The 23,634-nt window shown below is 69.8% G+C and carries 25 protein-coding genes; 9 read left to right on the top strand and 16 right to left on the bottom strand.

What is annotated here, in order from left to right; genetic code table 11:
• Positions 1–16: 16 nt before the first annotated feature.
• Entirely contained in the window at positions 17–2,155 is a 2,139-nt protein-coding gene (locus ACIRA5_RS19675) for an acyltransferase family protein (RefSeq protein ID WP_403692243.1), read from the bottom strand.
• Positions 2,156–2,488: 333 nt separating this feature from the next.
• Here ACIRA5_RS19675 and ACIRA5_RS19670 point away from each other — a divergent pair, with 333 nt between their 5' ends.
• The 5 genes from ACIRA5_RS19670 to ACIRA5_RS19650 all read left to right on the top strand — a co-directional run bounded on the left by ACIRA5_RS19670 (position 2,489) and on the right by ACIRA5_RS19650 (position 6,672).
• A complete protein-coding gene (locus ACIRA5_RS19670) occupies positions 2,489–3,916 on the top strand; it encodes an MFS transporter (RefSeq protein ID WP_403692240.1) in 1,428 nt (475 codons plus the stop codon).
• A 205-nt stretch (positions 3,917–4,121) separates the two neighbouring features.
• Positions 4,122–4,544 carry a nuclear transport factor 2 family protein gene (locus ACIRA5_RS19665; protein WP_403692237.1) on the top strand — a complete coding sequence of 141 codons (423 nt, stop codon included), beginning with the start codon at positions 4,122–4,124 and terminating at the stop codon, positions 4,542–4,544.
• A complete protein-coding gene (locus ACIRA5_RS19660) occupies positions 4,544–5,383 on the top strand; it encodes an NmrA family NAD(P)-binding protein (protein WP_403692235.1) in 840 nt (279 codons plus the stop codon). Before ACIRA5_RS19665 ends, ACIRA5_RS19660 begins: the two co-directional genes overlap by 1 nt.
• Positions 5,380–5,535, top strand: coding sequence for a hypothetical protein (locus ACIRA5_RS19655; protein ID WP_403692232.1), 156 nt, complete (start codon positions 5,380–5,382; stop codon positions 5,533–5,535). The genes ACIRA5_RS19660 and ACIRA5_RS19655 overlap by 4 nt, the downstream gene beginning before the upstream one ends.
• A 531-nt stretch (positions 5,536–6,066) precedes the next feature.
• Positions 6,067–6,672: a TetR/AcrR family transcriptional regulator gene (locus ACIRA5_RS19650; RefSeq protein ID WP_403692230.1), complete on the top strand. Its 606-nt coding sequence runs from the start codon at positions 6,067–6,069 to the stop codon at positions 6,670–6,672.
• Between the two features lie 315 nt (positions 6,673–6,987).
• On the opposite strand, the gene ACIRA5_RS19645 is transcribed toward ACIRA5_RS19650, so the two are convergent.
• The 4 genes from ACIRA5_RS19645 to ACIRA5_RS19630 form a co-directional block, all read right to left on the bottom strand.
• Positions 6,988–7,272, bottom strand: a complete 285-nt coding sequence (locus tag ACIRA5_RS19645; protein ID WP_403692743.1) for a hypothetical protein — start codon at positions 7,270–7,272, stop codon at positions 6,988–6,990.
• Positions 7,273–7,354: 82 nt separating this feature from the next.
• The gene (locus ACIRA5_RS19640; protein WP_403692227.1) at positions 7,355–7,561 is read right to left on the bottom strand and encodes a three-helix bundle dimerization domain-containing protein; all 207 of its coding nucleotides are present in this window, start codon (positions 7,559–7,561) and stop codon (positions 7,355–7,357) included.
• A gap of 28 nt (positions 7,562–7,589) precedes the next feature.
• On the bottom strand, positions 7,590–7,985 hold the full coding sequence (locus ACIRA5_RS19635; RefSeq protein WP_403692224.1) for a luciferase family protein: 396 nt from the start codon (positions 7,983–7,985) through the stop codon (positions 7,590–7,592).
• Between the two features lie 163 nt (positions 7,986–8,148).
• Complete coding sequence (locus ACIRA5_RS19630) at positions 8,149–8,976, bottom strand: SDR family oxidoreductase (protein ID WP_403692222.1); 828 nt, start codon at positions 8,974–8,976, stop codon at positions 8,149–8,151.
• Between the two features lie 77 nt (positions 8,977–9,053).
• Between ACIRA5_RS19630 and ACIRA5_RS19625 the strand changes: the two genes are divergently transcribed.
• Entirely contained in the window at positions 9,054–9,503 is a 450-nt protein-coding gene (locus ACIRA5_RS19625; RefSeq protein WP_403692220.1) for a MarR family winged helix-turn-helix transcriptional regulator, read from the top strand.
• A 74-nt stretch (positions 9,504–9,577) separates the two neighbouring features.
• Here ACIRA5_RS19625 and ACIRA5_RS19620 read toward each other — a convergent pair whose 3' ends face one another.
• From ACIRA5_RS19620 to ACIRA5_RS19605, 4 genes are all read right to left on the bottom strand, one after another.
• Positions 9,578–9,757: a hypothetical protein gene (locus ACIRA5_RS19620; protein ID WP_403692218.1), complete on the bottom strand. Its 180-nt coding sequence runs from the start codon at positions 9,755–9,757 to the stop codon at positions 9,578–9,580.
• 275 nt (positions 9,758–10,032) lie between these two features.
• Positions 10,033–10,563 (bottom strand): DoxX family protein, encoded by a 531-nt coding sequence (locus tag ACIRA5_RS19615; RefSeq protein WP_403692742.1) that lies wholly within the window; start codon positions 10,561–10,563, stop codon positions 10,033–10,035.
• A gap of 149 nt (positions 10,564–10,712) precedes the next feature.
• Complete coding sequence (locus ACIRA5_RS19610; protein ID WP_403692216.1) at positions 10,713–11,714, bottom strand: zinc-dependent alcohol dehydrogenase family protein; 1,002 nt, start codon at positions 11,712–11,714, stop codon at positions 10,713–10,715.
• 88 nt (positions 11,715–11,802) lie between these two features.
• Complete coding sequence (locus ACIRA5_RS19605) at positions 11,803–12,402, bottom strand: TetR/AcrR family transcriptional regulator (protein WP_403692214.1); 600 nt, start codon at positions 12,400–12,402, stop codon at positions 11,803–11,805.
• A 199-nt stretch (positions 12,403–12,601) separates the two neighbouring features.
• Here ACIRA5_RS19605 and ACIRA5_RS19600 point away from each other — a divergent pair, with 199 nt between their 5' ends.
• Both ACIRA5_RS19600 and ACIRA5_RS19595 read left to right on the top strand, forming a co-directional pair.
• The gene (locus ACIRA5_RS19600; protein WP_403692212.1) at positions 12,602–13,720 is read left to right on the top strand and encodes a PP2C family protein-serine/threonine phosphatase; all 1,119 of its coding nucleotides are present in this window, start codon (positions 12,602–12,604) and stop codon (positions 13,718–13,720) included.
• 97 nt (positions 13,721–13,817) lie between these two features.
• A complete protein-coding gene (locus ACIRA5_RS19595; RefSeq protein WP_403692210.1) occupies positions 13,818–14,492 on the top strand; it encodes a hypothetical protein in 675 nt (224 codons plus the stop codon).
• 272 nt (positions 14,493–14,764) lie between these two features.
• Here the strand turns inward: ACIRA5_RS19595 and ACIRA5_RS19590 are convergent, their stop codons facing one another.
• Together ACIRA5_RS19590 and ACIRA5_RS19585 are read right to left on the bottom strand one after the other, a co-directional pair.
• Positions 14,765–15,829 (bottom strand): LLM class flavin-dependent oxidoreductase, encoded by a 1,065-nt coding sequence (locus ACIRA5_RS19590; RefSeq protein WP_403692207.1) that lies wholly within the window; start codon positions 15,827–15,829, stop codon positions 14,765–14,767.
• 114 nt (positions 15,830–15,943) lie between these two features.
• A complete protein-coding gene (locus ACIRA5_RS19585; RefSeq protein ID WP_403692205.1) occupies positions 15,944–16,504 on the bottom strand; it encodes an NADPH-dependent FMN reductase in 561 nt (186 codons plus the stop codon).
• A gap of 85 nt (positions 16,505–16,589) precedes the next feature.
• On the opposite strand from ACIRA5_RS19585, the gene ACIRA5_RS19580 reads away from it, so the two are divergent.
• On the top strand, positions 16,590–17,051 hold the full coding sequence (locus tag ACIRA5_RS19580) for a MarR family transcriptional regulator (protein WP_352047475.1): 462 nt from the start codon (positions 16,590–16,592) through the stop codon (positions 17,049–17,051).
• Between the two features lie 19 nt (positions 17,052–17,070).
• On the opposite strand, the gene ACIRA5_RS19575 is transcribed toward ACIRA5_RS19580, so the two are convergent.
• The 5 genes from ACIRA5_RS19575 to ACIRA5_RS19555 form a co-directional block, all read right to left on the bottom strand.
• Positions 17,071–18,261 (bottom strand): thiolase family protein, encoded by a 1,191-nt coding sequence (locus tag ACIRA5_RS19575; RefSeq protein WP_403692202.1) that lies wholly within the window; start codon positions 18,259–18,261, stop codon positions 17,071–17,073.
• Positions 18,262–18,314: 53 nt separating this feature from the next.
• Positions 18,315–18,959 (bottom strand): CoA transferase subunit B, encoded by a 645-nt coding sequence (locus tag ACIRA5_RS19570; protein WP_403692200.1) that lies wholly within the window; start codon positions 18,957–18,959, stop codon positions 18,315–18,317.
• Positions 18,959–19,741 carry a CoA transferase subunit A gene (locus tag ACIRA5_RS19565; RefSeq protein ID WP_403692197.1) on the bottom strand — a complete coding sequence of 261 codons (783 nt, stop codon included), beginning with the start codon at positions 19,739–19,741 and terminating at the stop codon, positions 18,959–18,961. The genes ACIRA5_RS19570 and ACIRA5_RS19565 overlap by 1 nt, the downstream gene beginning before the upstream one ends.
• Before the next feature lie 108 nt (positions 19,742–19,849).
• Positions 19,850–21,613 carry an FAD-dependent oxidoreductase gene (locus tag ACIRA5_RS19560; protein ID WP_403692195.1) on the bottom strand — a complete coding sequence of 588 codons (1,764 nt, stop codon included), beginning with the start codon at positions 21,611–21,613 and terminating at the stop codon, positions 19,850–19,852.
• A gap of 14 nt (positions 21,614–21,627) precedes the next feature.
• On the bottom strand, positions 21,628–23,619 hold the full coding sequence (locus ACIRA5_RS19555; RefSeq protein ID WP_403692193.1) for a maleylacetate reductase and hydroxyquinol 1,2-dioxygenase domain-containing protein: 1,992 nt from the start codon (positions 23,617–23,619) through the stop codon (positions 21,628–21,630).
• Between the last annotated feature and the right edge of the window lie 15 nt (positions 23,620–23,634).

Here is a 23,634-nt window from a genome sequence, read left to right as displayed (position 1 = left end):
CAATCGCCCCGTGTGTTCAGGACGAACTGACGAGGCGGTCCAAGGAGTCCGCGAGGACGGGGGTGAGGGCCGCGGCGTAAGCCTCGGAGAGGTGGCTTTCGTCGCGGTAGACGGCGGTGTCGGCGACGACTACGGGGCAGACGCCCGTGCGGATCGCGCAGACCCAGGGCCGGGGGTCGATGACCGTGGTGCCGGTCTCGGCGGCGGCGTTGCGGATGGCGGACTGGCGGGTCGCATCGTGGATCGCGTCCGGCAGGTGGTTCGCGCAGGCGTGCAGTTGCAGGGAGTTGTCGGCGGCGCAGTCGACCGGGTCCCCCTTGGGCCACGGGGTGTCGAGCAGGGCGGCCACGTGGGCGCCGGAGGTGGCGAGGTCCCGGAAGGTGTCCTCGAAGCCCCTGGTCCACTGCCGCAGGGCGTCGTCGGCGGGCTCGGCGGGGTCGCCCGCGTCCGAGGAGGAGACGACCACCAGCGCAGGGTGAAGGGCGTTGATCCTCGCCACGACGTGGGAACGCCAGGTGTCGCAGGCCGTGTACGGCTTGTGGCGGTTGATGATGGTCACGCCGGCGACCTTGCAGGAGGCCTTCGTCAGTGAGACCAGCTTCCATCCGCGCTCGGTCGCGAGACCCTGCAGAGCCGGGAACCACTGGGCCGCGTGGGAGTCGCCGAAGAGCACGACGGTCCGGGAGGACGCGCGGTTGCCGTAGACGCACGGAGGATTCCGCGTGCTGTCGTAGTCGACGTGGCAGCCGTCCCGGTAGACCGCGGACCGGGAGGACTTCACCTTCGGCAGGGCCGGGGTGAGGTTGTTCGGCAGGCTGCCGGAGGACGCGGCCAGGAGCTCGGCCAGCCGCGCCTGCGGGTCCGGTGCGCCGGCCAGCTCCTGCGCCAGTACGGGCGCGGGCCCGCCGACTTCGATCGTCGGCGGGACCGCCGCCGCTGTCAGCGCCAGCACCGTCGCCCCCGCCGACAGCCCGACGCCGAGCGCCAGGGCCCGGTTCGGCCGTCCCCGGAACGCCCGATGGAAGCGGACCGGGTTCTCGACGAGGCGCAGCGTCAGCCAGGCCAGGCCCAGCGCGACCGCGCACAGCCCGAGCGCGAGCGGCACCCCGGCGGCGCCGTCCGTACGGCCCAGCGCCACCGGGGCTACGACCAGCAACGGCCAGTGCCACAGGTACCAGCCGTACGAGAGCCCGCCCAGCCACACCATCGGCCGCCGTCCGAGCAGCCACCCCGCGCCGTGCGAGGCGGGCGCGCAGCCGCCGGCCAGGACGAGTGTGGCGCCGAGGACCGGCAGGAGGGCGTGGTAGCCCGGGAAGGGCGTCGCGTCGTCGTACCAGACCGCCGCCAGCGCGACGCAGGCCAGGCCGAGCCAGGTCAGCGGGGCCGCGAGGGCGGCGGGCAGCCGTTCCAGCCGGGCCGTGGCCAGCGCCAGAAGCGCGCCGGCGCCGAGCTCCCAGCCCCGGGTGGGGGAGCCGAAGTACGCCCAGGGCGCCGAGGAGTTCGTCACCAGGACGCTGACCACGAACGACCCCAGGCACAGCACCCCGAGCACCAGCGCGATCAGCCGGCGCCGGCCGCGGGCGGCCCGCCAGCTGAGCAGCAGGAGCAGCGGCCATACCAGGTAGAACTGCTCCTCCACGGCGAGCGACCAGAAGTGCTGGAACGGCGAAGGCGGACTGTTCTGGGCGAGATAGTCCGTACCGGCCGCCGCCAGCCGGAAGTTGACCGCGTACAGCGCGCTGCCGAGGGCGTCACCCGCGTACTCGGCGAGCCGCGCCTTGGACAGGAACAGCCATGACCCGGCCAGCGTGACCGCGATGACCAGGGACGACGCGGGCAGCAGCCGCAGCGCACGGCGGGCGTAGAAGGTGCGGACCGACAGGCGACCGGTGGTGGCGAGTTCGCGCAGCAGCAGGGACGTGATGAGGAAGCCGGAGATCACGAAGAAGACGTCGACCCCGACGTATCCGCCGCTGACCTGTCGCACCCCGGCGTGGGAGAGCACCACGAGCGTGACGGCCACCGCACGCAGCCCCTGGATGTCCGACCTCAACGAGTGGCCTCCGGGTGGTGCGGTTCTGCCGCCCGCTGGGATGGTACGGACCTCGGCGGGCGTGGTGCTCGGCATCAGGCGCAACTCCTTGGGGACTGACATGGATTGATTCCGTACTGTCCGGCCGCCGTCCGGAGTTCGGGTGAACAACGCCTCAACTTCACGAGAATCCCCGGCGTGACGAGCATCCTCGGCGCGCCCGTGCGGATCCCGCTGGTCGGAGGGCTGACCCCGCCCTGCGGATGTCAGGTGGTCGAATGGGGGAGAGGAGGTAATCCGTTCGAGCGTCGAGGTCCGCCACCTGTCCGTGGCGATGGTGGCGGCGGGCCGGCTCCCGCACGATCTCCCGGGGGGATTCCTGGAATTCGTGCTCGAGTGAGGGACGTCTTGTCGACCGATTCAGCGACGGCGACCGACCATGCTGCCGTTCGTGCAATGCCGCTGGGTGAGGCGCTGGACGGCGCGCCGATGTCCCGGTTCCATGTCCGGTTCTGGTTGCTGGCGGGACTGGGCATCCTGCTGGACGGCTTTGACTTCTTCATCATCGGGGTGGCCAATCCGCTGGTCGCCAAGGACTTCGCGGTCGGCTCCGCGCTGCAGGGACTGATCTCGGCTGCCGCGATCGTCGGTGCGATGTGCGGCGCCGCGCTGCTGGGGCCGTTGGGGGACCGGATCGGCCGTAGCCGGATCTTCCGGCTGGACCTGTGGATGTTCGTCGTCTTCTCGGTGCTGTGCACCCTCGCCTGGGACCCCTGGTCGCTGGCGGCGTTCAGATTCGCTCTGGGGCTGGCGGTCGGTCTCGACTATCCCATCGCCGCCGGTTACCTGGCCGAGATCCTGCCGTCCAAGAACCGCGGACGGTGGTTGGTGGGCGCGTTCAGTCTGCAGGCGGCAGGGATCCTGCTCGGGGCGGTGGTCGGCGTCGTGGTCCTCAACGTCCGGCCGGAGGTCGACTCCTGGCGGATCATGCTGGGGTTCGGCGTGCTGCCCGCCCTCCTGATCATCTGGCTGCGGCGCGCGGTGCCGGAGAGTCCGCGCTGGCTCGCCCAGAACGGACGCGAGGAGGAGGCCCGCGAGATCTGTCGGGCACTCGTCGGTGTGCCCGTGACGGTGACCGGTGCCGACCGGGAACGCCTGGAGGCTCCCCCGGAGGGGTTCCGTGCGTTCCTCCAGCCGCAACTGTTCTCCCGACGGTGGAGGCGGCGCACGATCTTCACCGCGGTGCCCTGGTTCCTGATGGACATCGCCACCTACGGCGTGGGCATCTTCACCCCCACCTTGCTGGCCTCGTTCGCACTGGCCGGCGCCAACAGTACGTTCATCGCCGATGACATCGCCTCCACCAAGGGCACCGCCGTGCTGGACGTCTTCCTGGTCATCGGCTTCTGGCTGGCCATCGTGCTGGTCGACCGGGTCGGCCGGGTGCCGCTGCAACTGACCGGATTCGGCGTCATGGCTCTCGCGCTGTGCATTCTGGCCTGGAGCGCCCAACTGCCGGGCGGAGCGCAGGCCCACCTCTCCATGGTCGTGGTCGGGTTCGCCCTGTTCAACACCTTCATGAACCTGGGCCCCAACTCCACCACCTTCACGCTGCCCGCCGAGGTGTTCCCCTCCGAAATGCGAGCCGCCGGCCACGGCTTCGCCACCGGGTGCGGCAAGTTGGGCGCGGCCCTGGGCACCTTCCTGTTCCCGGTGCTCCTGGCGCGGCTCGGCGAGAGCCTGTTGCTCTACGGGGTGGCGGTCACCAGCGGGCTCGGCTTCCTGGTGACTTACCTCTTCCGTATCGAACCGCGTGGACGGTCGTTGCAGGAGCTGTCGGGACTCGATGCCGCCGCACTGGCGCCCCGTATCGCCCCTCCGTGACCCGTCGACGTCACCGGCCGCGCTCAGGGTTGCCAAACGGACTGGCGGTCCGTATGCTCCAATGCATACGGACTGTCGGTCCGATTTCATTCGGGTGTCCCGCGGCGGGGAACCGTCATCACTGGACAACGCGCTTCTCGTGACGAGTGGTCGTACCCCACGGGCTGGGATCGCCGTGCCTTCGAGCAGAACGGAAACCTTGATCATGGCAATACCGATGACGGCCGCGGAGCTGTACCGCCACGGCCTGCGACTGCTGGTGGAGAAGGACATCCTCGGCTGGGTGGACCTGTGGGACGAGGCCGGCGTCCTCGAGTTCCCCTTCGCGCCCCAGGGCTGGCCGGAGCGGCTGGAGGGCCGGCGGGCCATCGGGGACTACATGCGCCACTACCCCGACCACGTGGACCTCCACGACTTCCCCGACGTGACGATCCACCAGACCACCGTCCCCGAGACGATCGTGGTGGAGATGCGCGGAGTCGGCCGCCTGGTCGAGACCGACAGCCCGTTCGACATGACCTACATCGCCGTGGTCACGGTCAGGGACGGACGCATCACCTCCTACCGCGACTACTGGAACCCCCTCGCCGTTCAGCAGCCCGGCGCCGACTTCGTAGGAGCCAACTGATGAACACCCCCAGCGCCACCTTGGTCATCGGGGCCACCGGCACCACCGGCAGCCGTGTCGTCGCCGGGCTGGTCGCCGAAGGCCACCGCGTCAAGGCGGCCGGTCGAAGCGCCACCCCCGTGGAGGGTGCGGAGGCTGTCCGCTTCGACTGGAACGAGCCCGCGACCTTCGGTGAGGCCCTCGATGGCGTCGACCGCGTCTACCTCATCCCACCGATCGGCTCCTCGGACCCGGCCGCGGCCATGCTGCCCTTCCTCCGTCAGGCCCGGTCGGCAGGCGTGCACCGCGCGGTGCTGCTCAGCTCATCGGCGATCCCCGCGCGCGGTCCTGCGGTGGGACAGGTCCACCAGGCCCTGCCCGGCCTGTTCGCGGAGTGGGCGGTGCTGCGGCCGTCCTGGTTCATGCAGAACTTCGCCGGCTCCACTCCCCACGCGCGCAGCATCCGCGAGGACGGCGCCATCCTGACGGCTACGGGAGACGGCCGCGTCGGGTTCGTCGACGCGGAGGACATCGCCGCCGTCGCCGTACGTGCCCTGACCGACGAGCAGGCGCCCAACGCCGACCTGATCCTGACCGGGCCGCAGGCGCTGAGCTACGACGACGTCGCCGCGACCATCACCGAGGTCACGGGCCGGCCAGTCGTGCACCGGCATCTGACGTTCGACCAGCTGCGCGACCGCTGGGCGGCGGAGATACCGCTGGAGTTCGCCACCATGCTGGCAGGCATGGACCGTGCCATCGCCGACGGCGCGGAGGACCGTACCTCGGACACCGTCCAGCGCCTCACCGGCCGCCCCCCGGGCACGTTCCACGCCTTCGCCGAACGCGAGTTGTCGTGAAACAGCGGATGTTCCATGACGATCCGCCTTCCTGGTCCGAGGCCCTGCGCAACCCAAATCTCGCCGCCTACGGCGGCTCGGTCGTCGGCGAGGTCATCGCCGCCACCTCCCGCGTCACTCCCGGCGACCACGACAGCCGGCACGACGCCTGACTCTCCACCGCCGAACGCCTGGAGCCGAGGCACTCGGGATCCACCCCGTCAGCGCACGCGACGGACTGCCGTGCGCCTCCAGCCACTGCCGGGCGAGCGAGTTCTTCCTCCACGGCCACCTCGAGGACCCGCGCATCGACCACGCCTACGAGCGCGGCGTCTCCTGCTTCCGTGACGCCATCGCCCACTTCTCCGACGTCACGGCCGCCTACGAGCCGCGCCGGCAGCCGAGCACGACGAGGAGATGACCGCCTGATCGCCGACGCCCGGGCGCTGGGCGCGATCCTGCGCCGGGCCTTCGACCACAGAAGATCACCTGTACTGCTCCACCGCCGGGGAATCCGGTCCGCGCAAGCCGTACCGGCACCTCACCGCACCGAAGACGCTTCTCGGCTTCACCGAGAAAGAGGCGGTGATGCCCACTGCCGCGCCTGTGTGCGGGAGGCGCGGCCGGGCGCGAGCCGCCACTCGCGCGAACCCACCGCATATCATTTCCGGGGGCCGGGACAGGCCGAAGACCGAGGAGGCCCCGTGGCCCAGCGCACAGAACGCGCGGACGCCCTGCGCAACCGAGAAGCCGTCCTGGCTGCCGCCGACGCCCTCTTCGCGGCCAGCAGCAGCCCCCGCAGCGTGTCGATGGACGACATCGCCGCGGCCGCGGGTGTGGGCAAGGGCACCCTCTTCCGCCGCTTCGGCGACCGCGCCGGCCTGATCGCCGCTGTGATCGCCTCCCGCCTCGACCCCCTCCAGCAAGCCGTGCGGGAAGCGCAGGACGCAGCCGGATCCTCACCGCGGCAGCGGGTGCTGGACCTCCTCGATGCCTCCCTGCGCTTCAAGATCGAGAACCGGAACCTGATGACGGCCGCGGAGGACGCCGGGCTCAGCAGTCCCTACCAGGCCGAGCACTACGGCTGGTGGCACGAAATCCTCCGTGCGGCACTGGAACAGGTGCCCGGCGTCCACAACGCGGAATTCACCGCCCACGCCCTGCTGGCCGCCCTCCGCGCCGACCTCGTGGCGCACCTGATCGACGATCAGAAGATGACGCCCGAAGGCCTGCGCTCCTCGCTCGCGGCCTACATCGACAGCGTTCTCGGCGGCAGTTCCGATCAGCCCTGCACGCGCAAGGAGGCGTGAGCGACTGCTCCCGGGCTGATGGTTCGGGCTTGGTGCGGCCTTGGATCAGTGACGCGGCGTACGCGGCTGCCAAGGACATCGCGATGGCGAGGGCGAAGACCACGACCAGGCCGTGATGGAAGGGGCCGGATATCAGGTGCGGGAAGAAATCCCGTCCGGTCACGGGACGGGAGTCGGCCGGCGAAAGCTGCGCGAGCAGGTGGGGGCCGACCAGTTGTCTGACGGGGTCGTAGCCGAGGAAGGCGGCGAAGAGCGTGCCGACCGGGGGCAGGGCGGCGGCCGGGTGTGCGGGGCCGGTCGGCACGCCCTGGGAGGTCAGCCGGACGTGAGGGTGTGCGGCAGGGATCCGGCGAGCCCGCCGATCATGAGGGAGAAGAACACACCCATGGACAGCACCATGCCGGCGTTCTGGAAGGTGGCCCGCATGCCGGAGGCCGCCCCACGGGCCTCGGGCGGCACGTTCGACATGATGATGGAGGTGCTCGGTGCCGCCAACAGGCCGCCGCCCAGTCCGTTGAGGAAGACAAGGAAGGCAACGAGCGGAGAGCCGAAGTCCGTCGGCAGCACCAGCAGCCCGGCGAACGAGGCCGCCATCACGATGAATTCGCAGACCGCGAACGGCCGCGCCCCGAACCGGTCCGACAGATACCCGGCCGCGCTCGCCGCCGTGTGAAGCGCGACGTCAGCCCGAAGCCTCGTTCAAAAGGGCGCGCGCCTTGCGTTCGACCAGGACCGGAACGAAGTCGCGCACGGGTCGCTCACTGAAGGCGGCGTGAGCCGTGGTGACAGCCGCCTCGACCTGCTTGGGCGTACGCGTCTCGGCGTAGGTGCTCGTGAGACGTTCGACGACTCCGCGGATGGCTTCTTCCTCGCGCGTCTCGACAGCCACGACGTCCCCTGCCCGAAAGATGTGCTTCTCAGCTCCCGCTGGAGTTGTCACGCGGAAGCACCATGTCGTGGTGATCATTACACTTGGCCGTCGGCGTATCGCGGGAAACCGGCCACGACTGATGGGCCTGAAGAGCGAGGCTCACCAGGGTCAGCAGCAGGTCCATGTCCGTCTCGACTTCGAGGCGTATCGTCACCCAGCGCGAACCGGGCACCAAACGGACCGCGGTCGCGCCCCTGAGGTGGTCTTCGAAACGCCGAATGGCACGGGCGGTGAGGTGCAGGTCAACGTCTTGGTCGGTATGGAAGTGGACGATCTCGTCCTGGACCGAGCGCAGCGCCCGCCCCGTGCCACAGCTTGGCGGTGTCTCCGTGAGGTCCGGCCAACTCGCCAGTCGCGCCATGGCGCGCAAGGCCAACGTCATGTACCCATCATGCCCAGCTCACCACGAAGTCACCATGACTTGAGGAAGCCGTAACTGACGCGCACCGCCTGAATGTCCGGATAGCAGCTCGCAGGCCGACGGGGCTTCTACGGCGCCCTGGCCCCGGGCGTCCGCGAGGTGGAAGTCTTCCAGCCCGAGATGCTCACGCCTCGAGCCACGAGGTGGTCAGAGCCTGTACGGCCGAGCCGTCGGCGTCGGCCAGCTTGACGGCGGTGAAGCCGGCCGCGGACTCGGAGCTCTGGTAGCGGAACCGGGGCTCGGCGGCGGTCAGCGCGCCCACGACGGTCTCCGCGCACGCCCGCGCCGACTGGGCCGCGGAGAACGCCTGCTGGGTGCGGGCCAGATAGCCGTTGATCACCGACTGGTAGTCCCCGGCCCCGGCGACCAGGGCCTCGACGTCCCGGTCGGCCCGCACGTTCGCGACGAACTCGGTGGCCACCGCGCCGGGCTCGATCACGCTCACCGCGACACCGAGCTTGCCGACGACCGGCGCGAGACTCTCCATCCAGCCCTCGACCGCGAACTTGGCCGCGCAATAGGCCTCGTTGAACGGCTGGCCGACCACGCCTCCGACGCTGGTGACCGTGATCAGACGTCCCTCGGCAGCGCGAAGGTGCGGCAGCGCGGCCTTGGTGACCTGGACGACTCCGAAGAAGTTGACCTCCATGACGTCGCGGACGTCGTCGACGCTCTCCAGCTCGATGGTGCCGAGGTGTCCGGCCCCGGCGTTGTTGATCAGCGCGTCCAGTCGTCCGTGGTCGGCGATCACGCCGTCGACGCAGGCCCTGACCGAGTCCGGATCCGTCACGTCGAGCTGTCGGACGTCGGCGTCGGGCAGCCGTTCGAGCAGCGCTGCGGCCTTGGCGGTGTTCCGCATGGTCGCGATGACCTCGTAGCCCGCCTGTGCGGCGAGTACGGCGGTTTCCAGACCGATGCCGGTCGACGTGCCGGTGACGAGGGCGATCTTCATGACGAGCCTCCATGGATGCGTGTACACACACATATTAGAGTTGTGTGTGCGTGCACGCAAATTGGTAGACTCACCTGGTGACGGACATCAGGCTCAAGCAGGCAGAACTGCCTGTCGAGGACCAGGCGTACTACCGCCTCGTAGGGGTGAGCAGTGCCCTCACCTCACGCGCGAGCGCCCGACTGGAGGGGGACTTCCGCCTGCCGGCCTCCTGGTTCGAGGTACTGCTCTGGCTCTACCACCAGGACGGGCCGCTGTCGGCCACCGATCTCGGCTCCTGTGCGCTGATCAGCCGAAGCCAGGTCTCCCGGGTGATCGACGCCCTCCAGGCCCGCGAACTGGTCACCCGCGCCCCCTCGGCCACCGACGCCAGGTCCGTCGAGGTGACCATCACACCGCAGGGCCGCGACCTCTTCGAGCGCGCGGACGCCGCCCGCCGCGAAACCCTGTCTCCGGTCCTGGCGGACAGGCTGGACCCGGCCGAGCTCGAAGAGCTGGCCCGCATTCTCCTCAAGCTCAAGGGCTGACAGCGGTATCGGTCGGCGCCGTCCCGGTGCACGTCCGAGGGCGCACCGGGACCGGACCGCCGGACCACTCCGGTTCAACCTGAGCTGTCAACGCCGGCCAGCGCCGGGGCGAGCCACTCCAGCTGGCCCACGCCCACCGAGAAGTCGGTGCCGACCTGCGACAGCAGCGTCACGTGATCCGCGCCTGCGGCCAGGTGCTCGCGCACCTTGGCCGCGATCGCGGCCGGATCGCCATGGGCGATGACCGCGTCCACCAGCCGGTCACTCAGCAAACAGCCTGCGCGCCGACCTCACCACGATCCCGCTGAAGGGTGTCGAACCCAGCCACGTCGTGCTGGGCACCCGCGCCGGCGACCGCGGCCCTCTCGTGACCGCCTTCCGCCGATACGCCGAAGCCCACCTCACCGCTCCCGACCCGGGGAGTCCTCGGACCGGCCCTCCTGCGTGATCGCGGAATGAGTCCATGGCGCGGCTGGAGAATGGCGGGCGGCCGACGGCTGGCGGCCGGCGCATGGCTACTGGCGCATGGTCAGAGGATGAGGACGATCGCGGAGCCTGTTGCGCCCAGGAACGGAGCGAAGGCCGCTTCGGCCCAGCCACCTTTGCCCCACGGGAAAATTCGGTCGACGGCCAGCATTCCCGGGCCGATGGCCGCGACGGCGAGTGCGGTGACAGTGATACACACCCTGTACTCCACACCGCCTTGGGTATCCCACAATCCATGCGCCCCGGTCACGGTCGCCATGGCATTGACCATCACGCCGATCAGGGCAGCCGCCGCCAGCGGTGTGAACAGCCCCAGAGCCAAGCCGATGCCGCCCAGGAATTCGCAGCCGCCGCCCATGACGGCGTAGACCTTTCCGGGACGGTACCCCAGCGCGGCGAATCCCTTGCCCGTGGCGGTGAGGCCGTCGCCACCGAGTATCCCGAAGAGCTTCTGGGCACCGTGTCCGGCCATGAGCAGGCCGAACGTCAGCCTGATGAGAAGCAGACCGCAGTCACTGGCGCAGACCGCTGCCCGCGTGGGGGCGCCGACTGTCGGAGCGGTGGAAGAGTGCAACGCGCTCCGGAGCGGTACCGGCTGACCATCCAGGAGCTCGCAGAACTGATGGTCCGGTCGCCATGACGCGTTGAAGACCTTCAAGCCTCATGGTCGAGCGTTCGACGGGGAAGGTATGCGAGCACGACAGGCGGAATACGGAGCGCGACTCACGGTCCGCTGGGAGCCTGGGCGATGTCCACCACGACCTTGCCTGCCGCGGTGCCCTGTTCGACCGCCGCGTGTGCGTCGGCGACGGAGTCGAGCGTGAAGGTGCGTGGGTCGACCCGTGGCGTGAGGGAGCCCGCTTCGACGAGGGTGGTGGCCTCGCGCATGATCTCGCCGTGGTGTGCGCGGTGGTTGCCGGTGAGCATGGGCATCAGGGTGAACACACCGGAGTAGGTGGCGCCCCGGAAGGAGAGGGGAGCGAGGGCGTGGGTGCCCCAGCCGAGTGCGCTGACGACGTGGCCGGTGTACGTGCGCACGGCGGTGAAGGAGGCGTCGAGCACGGGACCGCCGACGGTGTCGAAGACGATGTCGAAGCCCTCGCCGCCGGTGTGTTTGCCGACGTACTCCGCCACGGACATCGCGGTGCGGTCGATGGGTGTGGCGCCGAGGTGCGCGACCGTGTCGGCGTGGGCGGGGGAGGTGGTGGCGTAGACGTCGGCGCCGTGGGCACGGGCGATCTGGACGGCCACGTGTCCGATGCCACCGGCTCCGCCATGGATGAGGACCTTGTGTCCGGGGCGGACTCGGGCGCGGTCGATCAGGCCCTCCCACGCCGTGATGAAGACCAGAGGCAGTGCGGCGGCTTCGCGCAAGGTCAAAGCGGCGGGTTTGACGGCCAGCAACCGGGCGTCGACCGCCGCGTACTGGGCGAGGGAGCCTTGGAGGTTGCCGACCCCGCCGGTGAGCCCGTAGACCTCGTCGCCGACTTCGAATCCGGTGACGTCAATACCGACTTGTTCGACCACACCGGCGAGGTCGAGGCCGAGTACGGCGGGCAGGACGGTCCGGGCGTGTGCGGCCTTCCCCGCCCGGATCTTGATGTCGAGCGGGTTCACTCCGCTGGCCGCGATCTTCACCAGCACCTCGCCCGGGGCGGGGGCGGGCCGGGGGAGGTCTTTGAGCACCAGGGGTGCCGCGAACTGTTCGAGGATCGCTGCGCGCATGGCCCTGCCTTCCTTCCTGGAAGCTGTTCGTGAGTACGGAGCCGGAGGAGTGGGGCGTCTCGCGGTCACGGGTGTGCCTGGTGGCCTGTTACGGGAGGCCGTCGGCCGTGTCACGGCGGGTGTGGTCGACGAGCAGGCGCCGGGCCGCGGATCTGGCCTGATCCACCACCGCGCGGTCCTGGAGCAGCCGTCCGGACGCGAGGGCGCCGTCTATCAGGAGGCCGAGGTGGCGGGCGAGGGAGTCGGGGTCGGCGGCGCCCGCCTCGGTGCTGAGCTGCGTCAGCCAGGTGTGACGGCGTTCGGTGTGCTGCACGGTGATGGCCCGGGCCTCGGAGTCGAGCGAGGTCTCGACGGCGGCACTGACGAAAGGGCAGCCGAAGAAGCCGTGCCGGTCGAAGGCGTCCGTCAGTGCGTCGAAGAGCCCGGTGATCCGGGCCGCCGCGTCGTCGCCCGCCCGTTCGGCGGCCGCCTCCAGTTGGGCGCGCCAGGATATGTCGGTTCGGCGCAGGTAGGCCGCGACCAGCTCGTCCTTGGTGCGGAAGTGGACGTAGAGGGTGGATTTCGCCACCCCTGAGGCGGCGATCACCTGGTCCACGCCGACGCCCCGTAGGCCGTTCGCGTAGAACAGGTCGGCCGCCGTGTCCAGGATCTTCTCGACCGTGTTCGTCCTTCTCGTGCGCGTCGCCATGTACGGGCACCTCCCTTAATCGAACAGACTAGTTCGTTCGATTAAGGGAGGCAATGTCGGCCACCGGGATCGGCACTCGTTCGCGCCGAAACGTTTCGGGCCACCGTTCCACCGCCCCGCCGTGCGTCTGCGGCCCCGAGCCGGGCCTGACCGCCTGGTGCCCCGCTCGATATCTACTTCGACCGATATGATGCGTTTTGTGATCATGTCCGGATGGCTGCGGCGCCGTCGTTCCCTCGGCGGTGGCTGGTGGGAAGCTGCCCCGCTGTCACCGGTAGTCCTCACCCTCCTCATCACCTGCCTGGCGTTCTCCACACCGAGGGAGATCGCCGTCAGCCGACTCCTGCCCGCCGCTCCTGCCCTCGCCGCCGCGATGTGGCCCGTACTCCCCACGATCCTGCTGGGAGCGTTCTGCCTGCTGGTCATGATCAGCCTCAGCTTCGTCTACGCCGACCTGGGCACGCAGTACACCGCGGCGGCGATCGTCGCGGTCACCCTGGCGGCCGCCTACGCGAGCCATGTCCGACTTCAGCGCGAGGAGGCGCTCTTCCACATCCGCCTCATCGCCGACGCGGCCCAGAAGGTACTGCTGCGTCCTCTGCCACGCCGCATGGACGACGTCGAGATCGAGTCGCTGTATCTGGCGGCCCAACAACAGGCCAGGATCGGCGGCGACTTCTATGAAGCCGCCGCCACGTCGTACGGGGTCCGGCTGCTCATCGGCGACGTACGCGGCAAGGGCCTGTCCGCGGTGGGGGCGGCCTCGGCGGTGATCAGCTGCTTCAGGGAGGCCGCGTACGACGAGCCCGACCTGAGAGGCGTCATCCATCGTCTGGAGATCAGCATCATCCGCTACAGCGCCGCGTTTCCGGCGCAGGACCTGCCGGAGCGCTTCGCCACCGCTCTCATCGTCGAGATCCCGCACGGCGGCGGCCACGTCAGACTTCTCAACTGTGGGCACCCGCCGCCGTTGCTCGCGCATCGCGGGAAGATCCGCGTCCTGGATCCCACCGCTCCCTCGCCGCCTCTGCACCTCGCGTCGCTCATCGGAGACCACTACTGCGTCGACACCGTCGACTTCAGCCCGGGCGACCAGCTACTGCTCTACACCGACGGCGTATCGGAGACCCGGGGCCGCACCGGCGAGTTCTTCCCGCTCCCGGACTGGATGCGGCGGCAGGGCCCGAGGCCGCCTCGTGAGCTGCTCGACCGGCTTCACCAGGACCTGCTTCACTACAGCGGCGGCAGGCTGAACGACGACATCGCGGCCCTCGCGGTGAGGCGCCCGAGCACCCAGGCACCGGAGTACCCGGTGTAGGTGGCCGCATGATGCCGTGGCCGGGGCCCGCGGTCGGATCCGCGGTGCGGCGCGGGCGGTGGCGCAACGAAGTCGGCCAGGACTCGTTGATCACCGCATGAAGAACGTCCTCATGCGGCGGCAGTTGCGCGTCCTGGCCACGGTTGCCGCCCTGACGCTGGGAGTCGCGGGCGCGGGAAGCGCGCAGGCAAGCCCGCTGGCGCGGGGTTGCCCCACTGCGGAGATCTTTGCCACCGGCAACACCGCGATCATCACGGATCCGGCCGACGCCCGGCTCCACACCCGCCTGACGCGCTTCGACCACGAGGTGCGCGAGATCATCCACGCCAACGGTGCCAGACCCGGCTCCTCGACCCTGCTGGACGGCGTCTTCTGGTCCGGCGACCTGAAGAAGGCCACCTACGAGCGTTCACGCGAGTTCGACGTCGACCAGGTCGGCCGCGACGGGCTCCACCACATCGCCGACGTTGTCGCCAAGCAGTACCACCAGGAATCGGTGCTCACGTTCCGCTGCCTGCCGCGCACCTCGCCGGACACCGACGCGGTCGAGATCCAGGCTCCCGGCGTGAGCCGGACCCGTCTGCATGACGCGCTGCTCGCGGACGCGGAGGCCCGCGATCGGCTCGGCGGCGGCTCGGTCACCCTGGACGGGCGGCTCATCCTCATCGCCCCGCTCGCCGACCTGCCGGTGGCCCAGAGGTTCACGGCCGAACTCGGCGTCGACTGGAACCGAGCCGAGGTGCGCTACGGGGAAGAGGAGTTCGTGAGCTGAAGCTGTGTCCCCGCCCGGCTGAACGTCACGCGCGTCAGCCGGACGCACGACAGGGAAGGTTGCGGCGTCAGCAACGGCAAGGGGCGGTATCCGTCGGCCCTCCGTCGCGCACTCGGTGCGCGGGCCACGGACACCGCCCCGACGGACACGGCTACAGCCGTGTCCGATGGGTCGCGTGCTCCCACAGTCGCGACCCTCCTGCACCCGTGTCAGCCATCACGGGGCGCAGGCGGCTTGGACGGCGACGCCGGTCGGCCTGAGGGTGGAACACCTCACGAGGCCATCAGCTCCCGCACCCGCGGGGCCACCTTGGTGCCGAAGAGCTCGATGGTGGTCATGAGCGTCTCGTGCGGCAGACCGTTCATCCCGTACTTGAGGTCGAAGCGGCTCGCACCGAGCTCCCGGAGGGTGGTGGCGATCTTCTGTGCTACGGTCTCCGGCGATCCGACGAACAGCCCCCCGCCGGGACCGACATCGTTCATGAAGTGCTCGAATGCCGGGACACGGAATCCTCGCTGCCGGGCCATCATGCGCATGGTCTTCTCGTAGTACGGCCAGAACTCCTCCACCGCCTGCTCGTCGGTCGCGGCCACATGCCCCGGACTGTGCACGCCGACCGGCACATCGGGTCGGCCGAACTTCTCCAGCGCCTGACGGAAGAGCTGCGAGAAGGGGGCGAACCGCGCGGTCGGACCGCTGATGATCGCGAGCATCAGCGGAAATCCGTAGCGTGCGGCACGGACGACGGACTGAGGATTTCCGCCGACGCCGATCCAGGTGGGGATCGCTCCGGACTCGCTGTGCGGGTAGACGGGCTGGTCGGCCAGTGCCGGCCGGGTGCTGCCGGACCAGGAGACGGGCTTCTCCTTGCGCAGTTCGGCGAAGAGGCCGACCTTCTCCTCGAAGAGGGTGTCGTAGTCGCCGAGGTCGTAGCCGAAGAGGGGGAAGGACTCCGTGCTCGAGCCCCGGCCGAGAATCACCTCGGCACGGCCGTCGGACACGGCGTCGAGGGTCGCGTATCGCTGGTAGACCCGAACGGGATCGTCCGAGCTGATGACGGTGACACCGGATCCCAGGCGTATACGCGAAGTACGCGACGCGATCGCGCCGAGCACCACGTCCGCCGCCGAGAGCGGCATCCAGTCGACGTGGTGCTCACCGATGGCGAAGTGGTCGAGTCCGGCCGCATCGGCGAGGACACCCTCCGCCACCAGGTTGCGGATCGTCTCGCCGTGCGAGAGCGGTCGGCCCCGGGCGTCGTCGGTCACGTCGCCGAACGTGTCCAGCCCAAGCGTGATCGGGTGCCCACCCGCGGAGGAGGCAGCACGTTCTGACATCAGCGGATTTCTCATTTCCCGTAACGGTCGAAAGGTGGCTCAGGACCCGCACCCCGCACCGGTGTCGGACGCCGGTGCGGGGCACGGGTGGGCGGCGCCCCGTGATTCCTCGCGTCAGGCGGCGCGCAGCGGAGCGAGGGCCTTGCTCCACGCCACGACCTGGTCGAGGGTGGCGGTGACGGCGTCACGGTGGCTGTCGGCGGGCTTGAAGGCGCTGAAGTTCTCGAAGTCGGTGAACAGGGAGAGCGCCACCTGGGAGCGGACGTCCGCCATCTGCAGTTCACCGGCGATCAGGCGCAGGTGCTCGACGGCGCGGACGCCGCCGGTGGAGCCGTAACTGACGAAGCCGACAGCCTTGTTGGCCCACTCGGCCGCCAGGAAGTCGATGGCGTTCTTCAGCGCACCGGGCACCGAGTGGTTGTACTCGGGGGTCACGATGACGAAGCCGTCGAACGAGGCGATCTTCGCGGCCCACTGCTGCGTGTGCGGCTGGCTGTACTGGCCCATCGCCGGCGGGTAGGCCTCATCCAGCAGCGGCAGCTTGTAGTCCACCAGGTCGACGAGCTCGTACTGTGCGTCGGTGCGGTGCGTGGCCAGCTCGTGCACCCAGTGGGCGACGGCCTCGCCGTTGCGTCCGGGGCGCGTGCTGCCGAGGATGATGCCGATCCTGATCATGGTGTGCACCTTCGCTTGTATGTGTGCTTGTCGAGTCAAGTAAATGTATGGGTGCTTGCTGTGTCAAGGAGATAGGGTGTGAGGCATGCCCTACGACGAACAGCCCCTGCGCCCCATGGACCAGACCGAGGAAGCGCTCGTGCGCGCTCTGGCCCACGTCATGATGGCGCTGCCACGACTGGTGGACGCGGACATGGTCGGCGACGGAGGGCTGCCCCTTTCCGAGTACACCCCGCTCATGTTCCTGTCCGAGGCGCCCCACCGCCGGATGCGGATGAGTGAGCTCGCCACCGCCTGCAATCTCTCGCTCAGCGGGATGACGCGTGTCGTCAACCGCCTCGAAAAGCAGGGATTCGTCCAACGAGCCAAGTGCCAGGAAGACCTGCGCGGTTGGAACGCCGTCCTCACCGACGACGGCCTCGCCCGCCTCCAGGAGGCCTGGCCCGCCCACCTGGCCAGCATTCGACGGCACGTTCTCGACAACCTCGCCGGCCATGACCTCGCCGCACTCACCGCCGCACTCGAACGCGTGGCGACGACATCCTGACCGGATGGCGGTCGCCGCCTCAGCGCTCCAGGACCAGGGCCAGGCCCTGCCCGACGCCGATGCAGAGCGCGGCCAGGCCCGTGCCCGAGCCGGCTTCCGCGAGCTGATGGGCAACCGCTCCGGTGATACGAGCACCGGAGGCGCCGAGGGGATGCCCGAGGGCGACGGCGCCGCCCTTCGGGTTCAGGATGTCGGAGTCGAGTTCCGGCAGGGCGGCGAGACAGCCCAGCGCCTGGGCGGCGTATGCCTCGTTGAGCTCGACGGTGTGCAGGGCGTCGAAGGTGCGGCCCGCCTTCGTCAGGGCCTTGCGGATGGCGTCGACCGGGCCGAGACCGAAGTACTGAGGCTCGATGCCCGTCACGGCACTGGCGCGGATCCGGGCCAGCGGCTCACGGCCCGTCTCGGCCAGCCCGGCCTCGTCGACCAGCAGCAGGGCCGCCGCGCCGTCGTTGAGAGGCGAGGCGTTGCCGGCCGTGACCGTGCCGCCCGCACGGAAGACCGGCTTGAGGCGGGCCAGCGCCTCGAGTGAGGTGTCGTCCCGGATCCCCTCGTCGCGGGGCAGGTCCACACGCTCGACGGGGACCACCTCGGCGTCGTATGCACCGTCCTTCCACGCCCGGGCGGCCTTCTCGTGACTGGCGAGCGCGAAGGCGTCCTGGGCCTCGCGGGTGATGCCGTACTTGTCGGCGATCAGCTCGGCGCTCTCGCCGAGCGGGATGGTCCACGCGTCGGGCATCCGCGGGTTGACCATCCGCCAGCCGAGGGTGGTGGAGTACAGCTCCTGGTTGCCGACCGGGAAGGCCCGCTCCGGTTTGGGCAGGACCCACGGGGCGCGGCTCATGGACTCCACTCCGCCGGCCACGGCGACGGAGGCATCGCCGAGCGCCACCGCGCGGGCGGCCTGGATGACCGCCTCCATCCCCGAGCCGCACAACCGGTTGACGGTGGTTCCGGGGACCGTCACGGGCAGACCGGCCAGCAGCACGGCCATACGGGCGACGTCCCGGTTGTCCTCCCCGGCGCCGTTGGCGTTTCCGAAGAACACGTCACCGATGAGGGACGGGTCCAGGGCGGGACTGCGGCGGAGCAGTTCACGTACGACTCCGGCGGCGAGGTCGTCCGGGCGTACGGCGGACAGAGCACCGCCGTATCGGCCGATCGGGGTGCGGACGGCGTCGACGACGTAGACGTCCCGCAGGCGCTCGTTCATCGGGACTCCTTGTGGTGGAGGGGAGTTGGGGAGGGGGGAGTACTGAATCGGGGTCAGCCGACGGGGTCCGGCACGCGCACGGGCGCGGCGGTACGGCTGACGATCTCGTCCGTGCTGACGCCGGGAGCGGTCTCCACGAGGACGAGTCCGTCCTCGGTGACGTCCAGCACGCCGAGGTCGGTGATGACCCGGTCGACGCAGGCCACTCCGGTGAGGGGCAGGGTGCACGCGGCGACGAGCTTCGCACTGCCGTCCTTGGCGCAGTGGTCCATGACGACGACGACTCGGCGGGCGCCGTGGATGAGGTCCATCGCACCGCCCATGCCCTTCACCATCTTGCCCGGGATCATCCAGTTGGCGAGATCTCCGGTGGCGGAGACCTGCATGGCTCCCAGAATGGCGGTGTCGATGTGACCGCCCCTGATCATTCCGAAGGACAGCGCGGAGTCGAAGAAACTCGCACCCGGCAGTACGGTGACCGTCTCCTTGCCCGCGTTGATCAGGTCGGGGTCCACGTCCTCCTCGGCCGGGTACGGCCCGACGCCGAGGACCCCGTTCTCCGACTGGAGCACCACGTGCACTCCCTCGGGCACGTGCTCGGGCACCAGCGTGGGCAGTCCGATGCCGAGGTTGACGTAGTCGCCGTCCTGGATCTCCGCTGCCGCGCGTGCGGCCATCTCGTTCCTGGTCCATGGCATCAGTGCCGCACCGTCCCTCGTGCCGACGGCGCGGAGACAGTGCGCCGTTCGATGTGTTTGTCCGCGGCCTGCTCCGGCGTCAGTTCCACCACACGCTGGACGAACACGCCGGGGAGATGGATCTCGTCCGGGTCGAGCTCGCCGGGCTCGGCCAGCTGCTCGACCTCGGCGATCGTGACGCGGCCGGCCATCGCGGCGAGCGGGTTGAAGTTACGGGCCGAGCGGTGGAAGACGAGATTGCCGTGGCGGTCGCCCCTGGCCGCCCGCACCAGTGCGAAGTCGGTGGTGATGCCGCGTTCGAGCACATGACGCCGGCCGTCGAACTCGCGGACCTCCTTGGGAGGTGAGGTGACGGCCACGGTGCCGTCGGGGGCGTAGCGCCAGGGCAGGCCGCCCTCGGCGACCTGGGTACCGACACCGGCGGGCGTGAAGAAGGCGGGGATGCCGCATCCGCCGGCGCGCAGGCGCTCGGCGAGCGTGCCCTGCGGCGTCAGTTCGACCAGCAGTTCACCGGAGAGGTACTGGCGGGCGAACTCCTTGTTGTCGCCGACGTACGAGCCGGTGACGCGGGCTATGCGACCGGCGGCGAGCAGGATGCCCAGGCCGCCGCCGTCCACGCCGCAGTTGTTGGAGACCACGCTCAGCCCGGTCACACCGGTCGCGTACAGCGCGCGGATCAGCACGTCGGGGACGCCGCTGAGGCCGAAGCCGCCCACGGCCAGGGACGCTCCGTCCATGACCCCGGCCAGTGCCTCCTCGGCCGTGGCAACCACCTTGTCCATGTGTACTGCGCTCCGTTCCGGTCCGGCAGACTCGCCCCGAGCGGTGTCTGCCTCTGTTCGGGTTTCCGTGTGGGTGTGTGGCTGTACGCGGGTGTCGCGTCGCGGTCGTCAGCGGTGCAGTACGGTCCTCAGGGCTTCGAGCAGCTCGCCGTACGCCGCGGAGTCGGCGTCCGGCGCCGAAGAGGCCCGCCAGGCGATGTGTCCGTCCGGGCGGACGAGCAGGCACCCGTCCTCGGCCATCTCCGATGTCCGGCGCCACTCGCCGTAGGCGTCGCGGCTGTCCTCGGCGCCGATGCGGACGCATTTCAGGGGAATCCCCAGAGCCTCGGCGCAGTCGGCCGCGGCCGACTCCCACACGCCACCGGACAGGCCGGTGATCATCGTGAGGGTTCCTTTGCCGACGACGTCCAGCGTGGACAGGCGGTGGCCGTTGCCGTCGACGAGCCAGGCGTGCGGGAGTTTCGCGCCGGGGCGGGTCGTCGGCTGGTGGAAGAGCTCCGGATCCCGGGTCCATTCCTCGGCGGCGCCGACGCCCTGGACGACCGCGGAGGAGTCGTAGCGCTGGTTCATCTCCACGCCATGGGCGTTGAACTCGTAGTTCTTGAGCTGAATGGCCTCTTCCAGCGCCTGCCGTCGCTTGGTGCCCTCGGCCGTCCCGCTGCGGCACGCGGCGAGACCGTTGGCGATGTCCTCCTCCTCGCTGTACTCGTCGAGTCCCAGTGCCTGGAAGATCGGGCCGAACTGGTCACGGCTCAGGTTGGCGCGATCGACGATCTGCCGGCCGACCGGTGCCCGCTCCGCGGTGTACGTGTCGAGGAGCCCCGGGCCGGCCTGCCCGCGGATGACCATGGCGAGCTTCCAGGCGAGGTTGTACGAGTCCTGGATCGAGGTGTTGGAACCGAGGCCGTTGGACGGCGGGTGCCGGTGCACCGCGTCCCCTGCGCAGAAGACCCGCCCGGACGAATACGTCGTGGCATAGCTGTGGTTGACCGTCCACAGCGAGCTCGACGTGATCTCGACGGGAATGTCGCGGTCGCCGATGAGGTCGCGGACGATGTCACGGGCGGTCGCCTCGTCCATGTGGGGCGGGGGCTGCTCGATGTCGTATCCCCACACCAGCAGCCACTCGTTCCACGGCCGCACCATGCGCACCAGCCCCATGCCGATGCCGCCCATGTGGGCGCCGGGACGCATCACCCAGTACAGAACGCTCGGGCGGTGGGCCACGTGCCGGGACAGGTCGGCCTTGAAGACGATGTTCATGCTGCCGGCCTTGCCGCTCTGCCCGTCGATCGGCAGTCCGATCTGCTCCGCCACGCCGCTGCGGCCGCCGTCCGCGCCGATCAGGTAGCGGGCTCTCACGGTGAACTCGTCGCCGCGCACCCGGTCCCGGAGCCGGGCGGTGACGCCGTCGGCGTCCTGTTCCAGGCTGAGGAACTCGGTGTCGAAACGGATCTTGGCTCCTCGCGCCGCGGCGTTCTTCACCAGGATCGGTTCCAGAAAGGTCTGCGGAAGGTCGATCATCTGCGCGGGGCTGGCGGCACCGTACTCGGTCGCCGCGTGCGGGCCGGTGCCCCAGCTGCGGATCCGGCCGATCTCCTCGCCGGCCAGGGCGGTGCACAGAACGGTGTCGCCCATGAGTTCGGCGGGGCTGCCGGCCGCGGCGGCTTCGCCGTCCAGGCCGAGGTCGCGCAGTACCTCCATCGTGCGCTGGTTGGTGATGTGCGCACGGGGGGTGTCGGCCAGCCAGCCGTACTTGGTGACGAGCAGCGTGCGAATGCCGTACGTGGCCAGGAGCAGGGCCGCGGATCCACCGGCGGGGCCACTGCCGACCACGAGGACGTCGGTGTCGTAGGTGTGGGTCGAGTCCATGAGACTGCTCCAGGTCAGTGTGCGGGGCCGTCGGCCAGGCGGGCGATGCGGAAGGTGAACTGCAGGCTGCGCCATTCCCCGTCGACGGCACGGCCGTCCGGGGTCGGCCCGATCCGGGGTGTGAAATCCACGATCAGGCCCTCCTTGACGCCGAACACGGTGTCGGAGTCGATGTAGTGGCCGCCCTTCACGAACAGCTGGGTGACCAGGCGCTGGTGGCCGGCGGCGGAGATCATGAAGTGCAGGTGGGGCGCACGGTAGGGATGACGTTCGACGGCTTGGAGCAGCTGTCCCACCGGTCCGTCGTCCGGGATCGGGTACGCGGCCGGCAGGGTCGTCCAGAAGCGCAGGCGTCCCTGCTCGTCGGTGCGCAGGCGGCCCCGCAGCACCGGTCCGTCGAACTCGGGCAGCTGGACGTCGTAGAAACCGTCCTTGTTGGCCTGCCAGACGTCCGTGACGGCGTCCGGCACGGGACGTCCGTCCGTATCGGTGATGAGGATGTCGGCCCACAGGGGAGTGCCGGCCACGCCGTGTGAGATGTCGCCGCCCTGTGCGGTTTCCGGCGGCCCGTCCGTGTAGAAGGGGCCGAGGACCGCTGACGGTGTGGTCTGCGGGGTGCGTGAATGGGTGAGCAGGTCGACGATGCTGGAGACCCCGAGCGTGTCGGACAACAGTACGAACTCCTGGCGGGTGCTGGTGGAGATCTGTCCGGTACGGGTCAGGAAGTCGATGGCCCGCTCCCACTCGGATTCGGTGACGTCATTGCTCGTCACGAAGTGGTGCAGGTGCCGTACGAGGTCGCTGATCAGCTGCCTGCCCCGCGGATCGGGTGCGTCCGCGAAGCTCTCCACCACCTGGGCGGTCAGGCGCTCCACGTCCGAAGCCACTCCGTGCCCCGCGGGGGCCGACAGCCCAGGGGTTCGCGGAGCAGGAGTCGGCGCCGCGGGAACCGTCGGACGGCGGCCCTGCCAGGCATCGCGCAACAGGCTCTCGATTCCCGTGGGCGTCAGCTCACGGGGGTTGGGGTACGGCGTGGCGAGCGCCAGCCGCGCGGCCTGCGGCAGATCCGCCTCCGCCATGCCCAGCTCACGCAGTGAGGTGGGGCCCCCGAGCGAGGTGATCAGGTCGAACATCCCGCTCGGAGCGTCCGGCACGCCGAGTGCGCCGGCGATGCGACTCATGGCGTCCCCAGCGGCCGGCGCGTTGTAGGCCATCGCGTGCGGCAGGATCACGGTGTGCGTCGCGGCGTGCGCCAAGTCGAAGGCGCCCCCCAGCGTGTGGCACAGCTTGTGATGCAGGCTCATACCGACGGAGCCGAGGCAGGTACCGGCCAGCCACGCGGCATGCAGGAGGTCGGCGCGTGCCGCGGTGTCGGACGGCTCGGCCACGAGCGCCGGCAGGGCGCGGGCGCTCAGCGCGATCGCGTCGAGCGCCATGGCGTCGATGACAGGGTTCGCCTCTGGCGCGTACAGGGCTTCCACGGCGTGGGCCATGGCGTTGACGGCGCTGGTGACCGACAGGCCCATCGGCAGGCCAAGGGTGAACTCGACGTCGTAGACGACGGTCTCGGGCAGGATCGCGGGGGAGGCCACCGTGGTCTTGCGTCCGTCCTGTGTCTCGCCGAGGACGGGGGTGACTTCGGAACCCGCGTAGGTGGTGGGAAGGATCAGCTGCGGCAGATCGGTGCGCAGCGCGAGTGCCTTGGCCAGCCCCGTGGTGGAACCGCCGCCGACGGCCACCAGGCAGTCGGCGGAGTGTTTCCGCAGGACGTCGAGGGCCCGTTCGGTCACGTCGACCGGAGTGTGCATGGTGGCACCGTCGAACTCCGCCACGATGACGTCACCGAGGACATCACGGACCCGGGCGGCGGCCTTGGCCACCGACGGAGTGGACAGGAGGAGGACTCGGGAACAGCCGAGTCGCTCGACCTCCTCGCGGACCTGGCTGACCGTTCCGGTGCCGAAGACGATCCGCGAGGGATGGGAGGTGTATACGAAATTCCTCATGGGGGTCCGCCTTCG

The sequence above is a fragment of the Streptomyces sp. NPDC096311 genome (assembly GCF_044763085.1).
GTDB lineage: Bacteria > Actinomycetota > Actinomycetes > Streptomycetales > Streptomycetaceae > Streptomyces.
The sequence above is the reverse complement of the archived record's forward strand: the minus strand, read 5'-3'. Positions and strand labels throughout refer to the sequence as shown.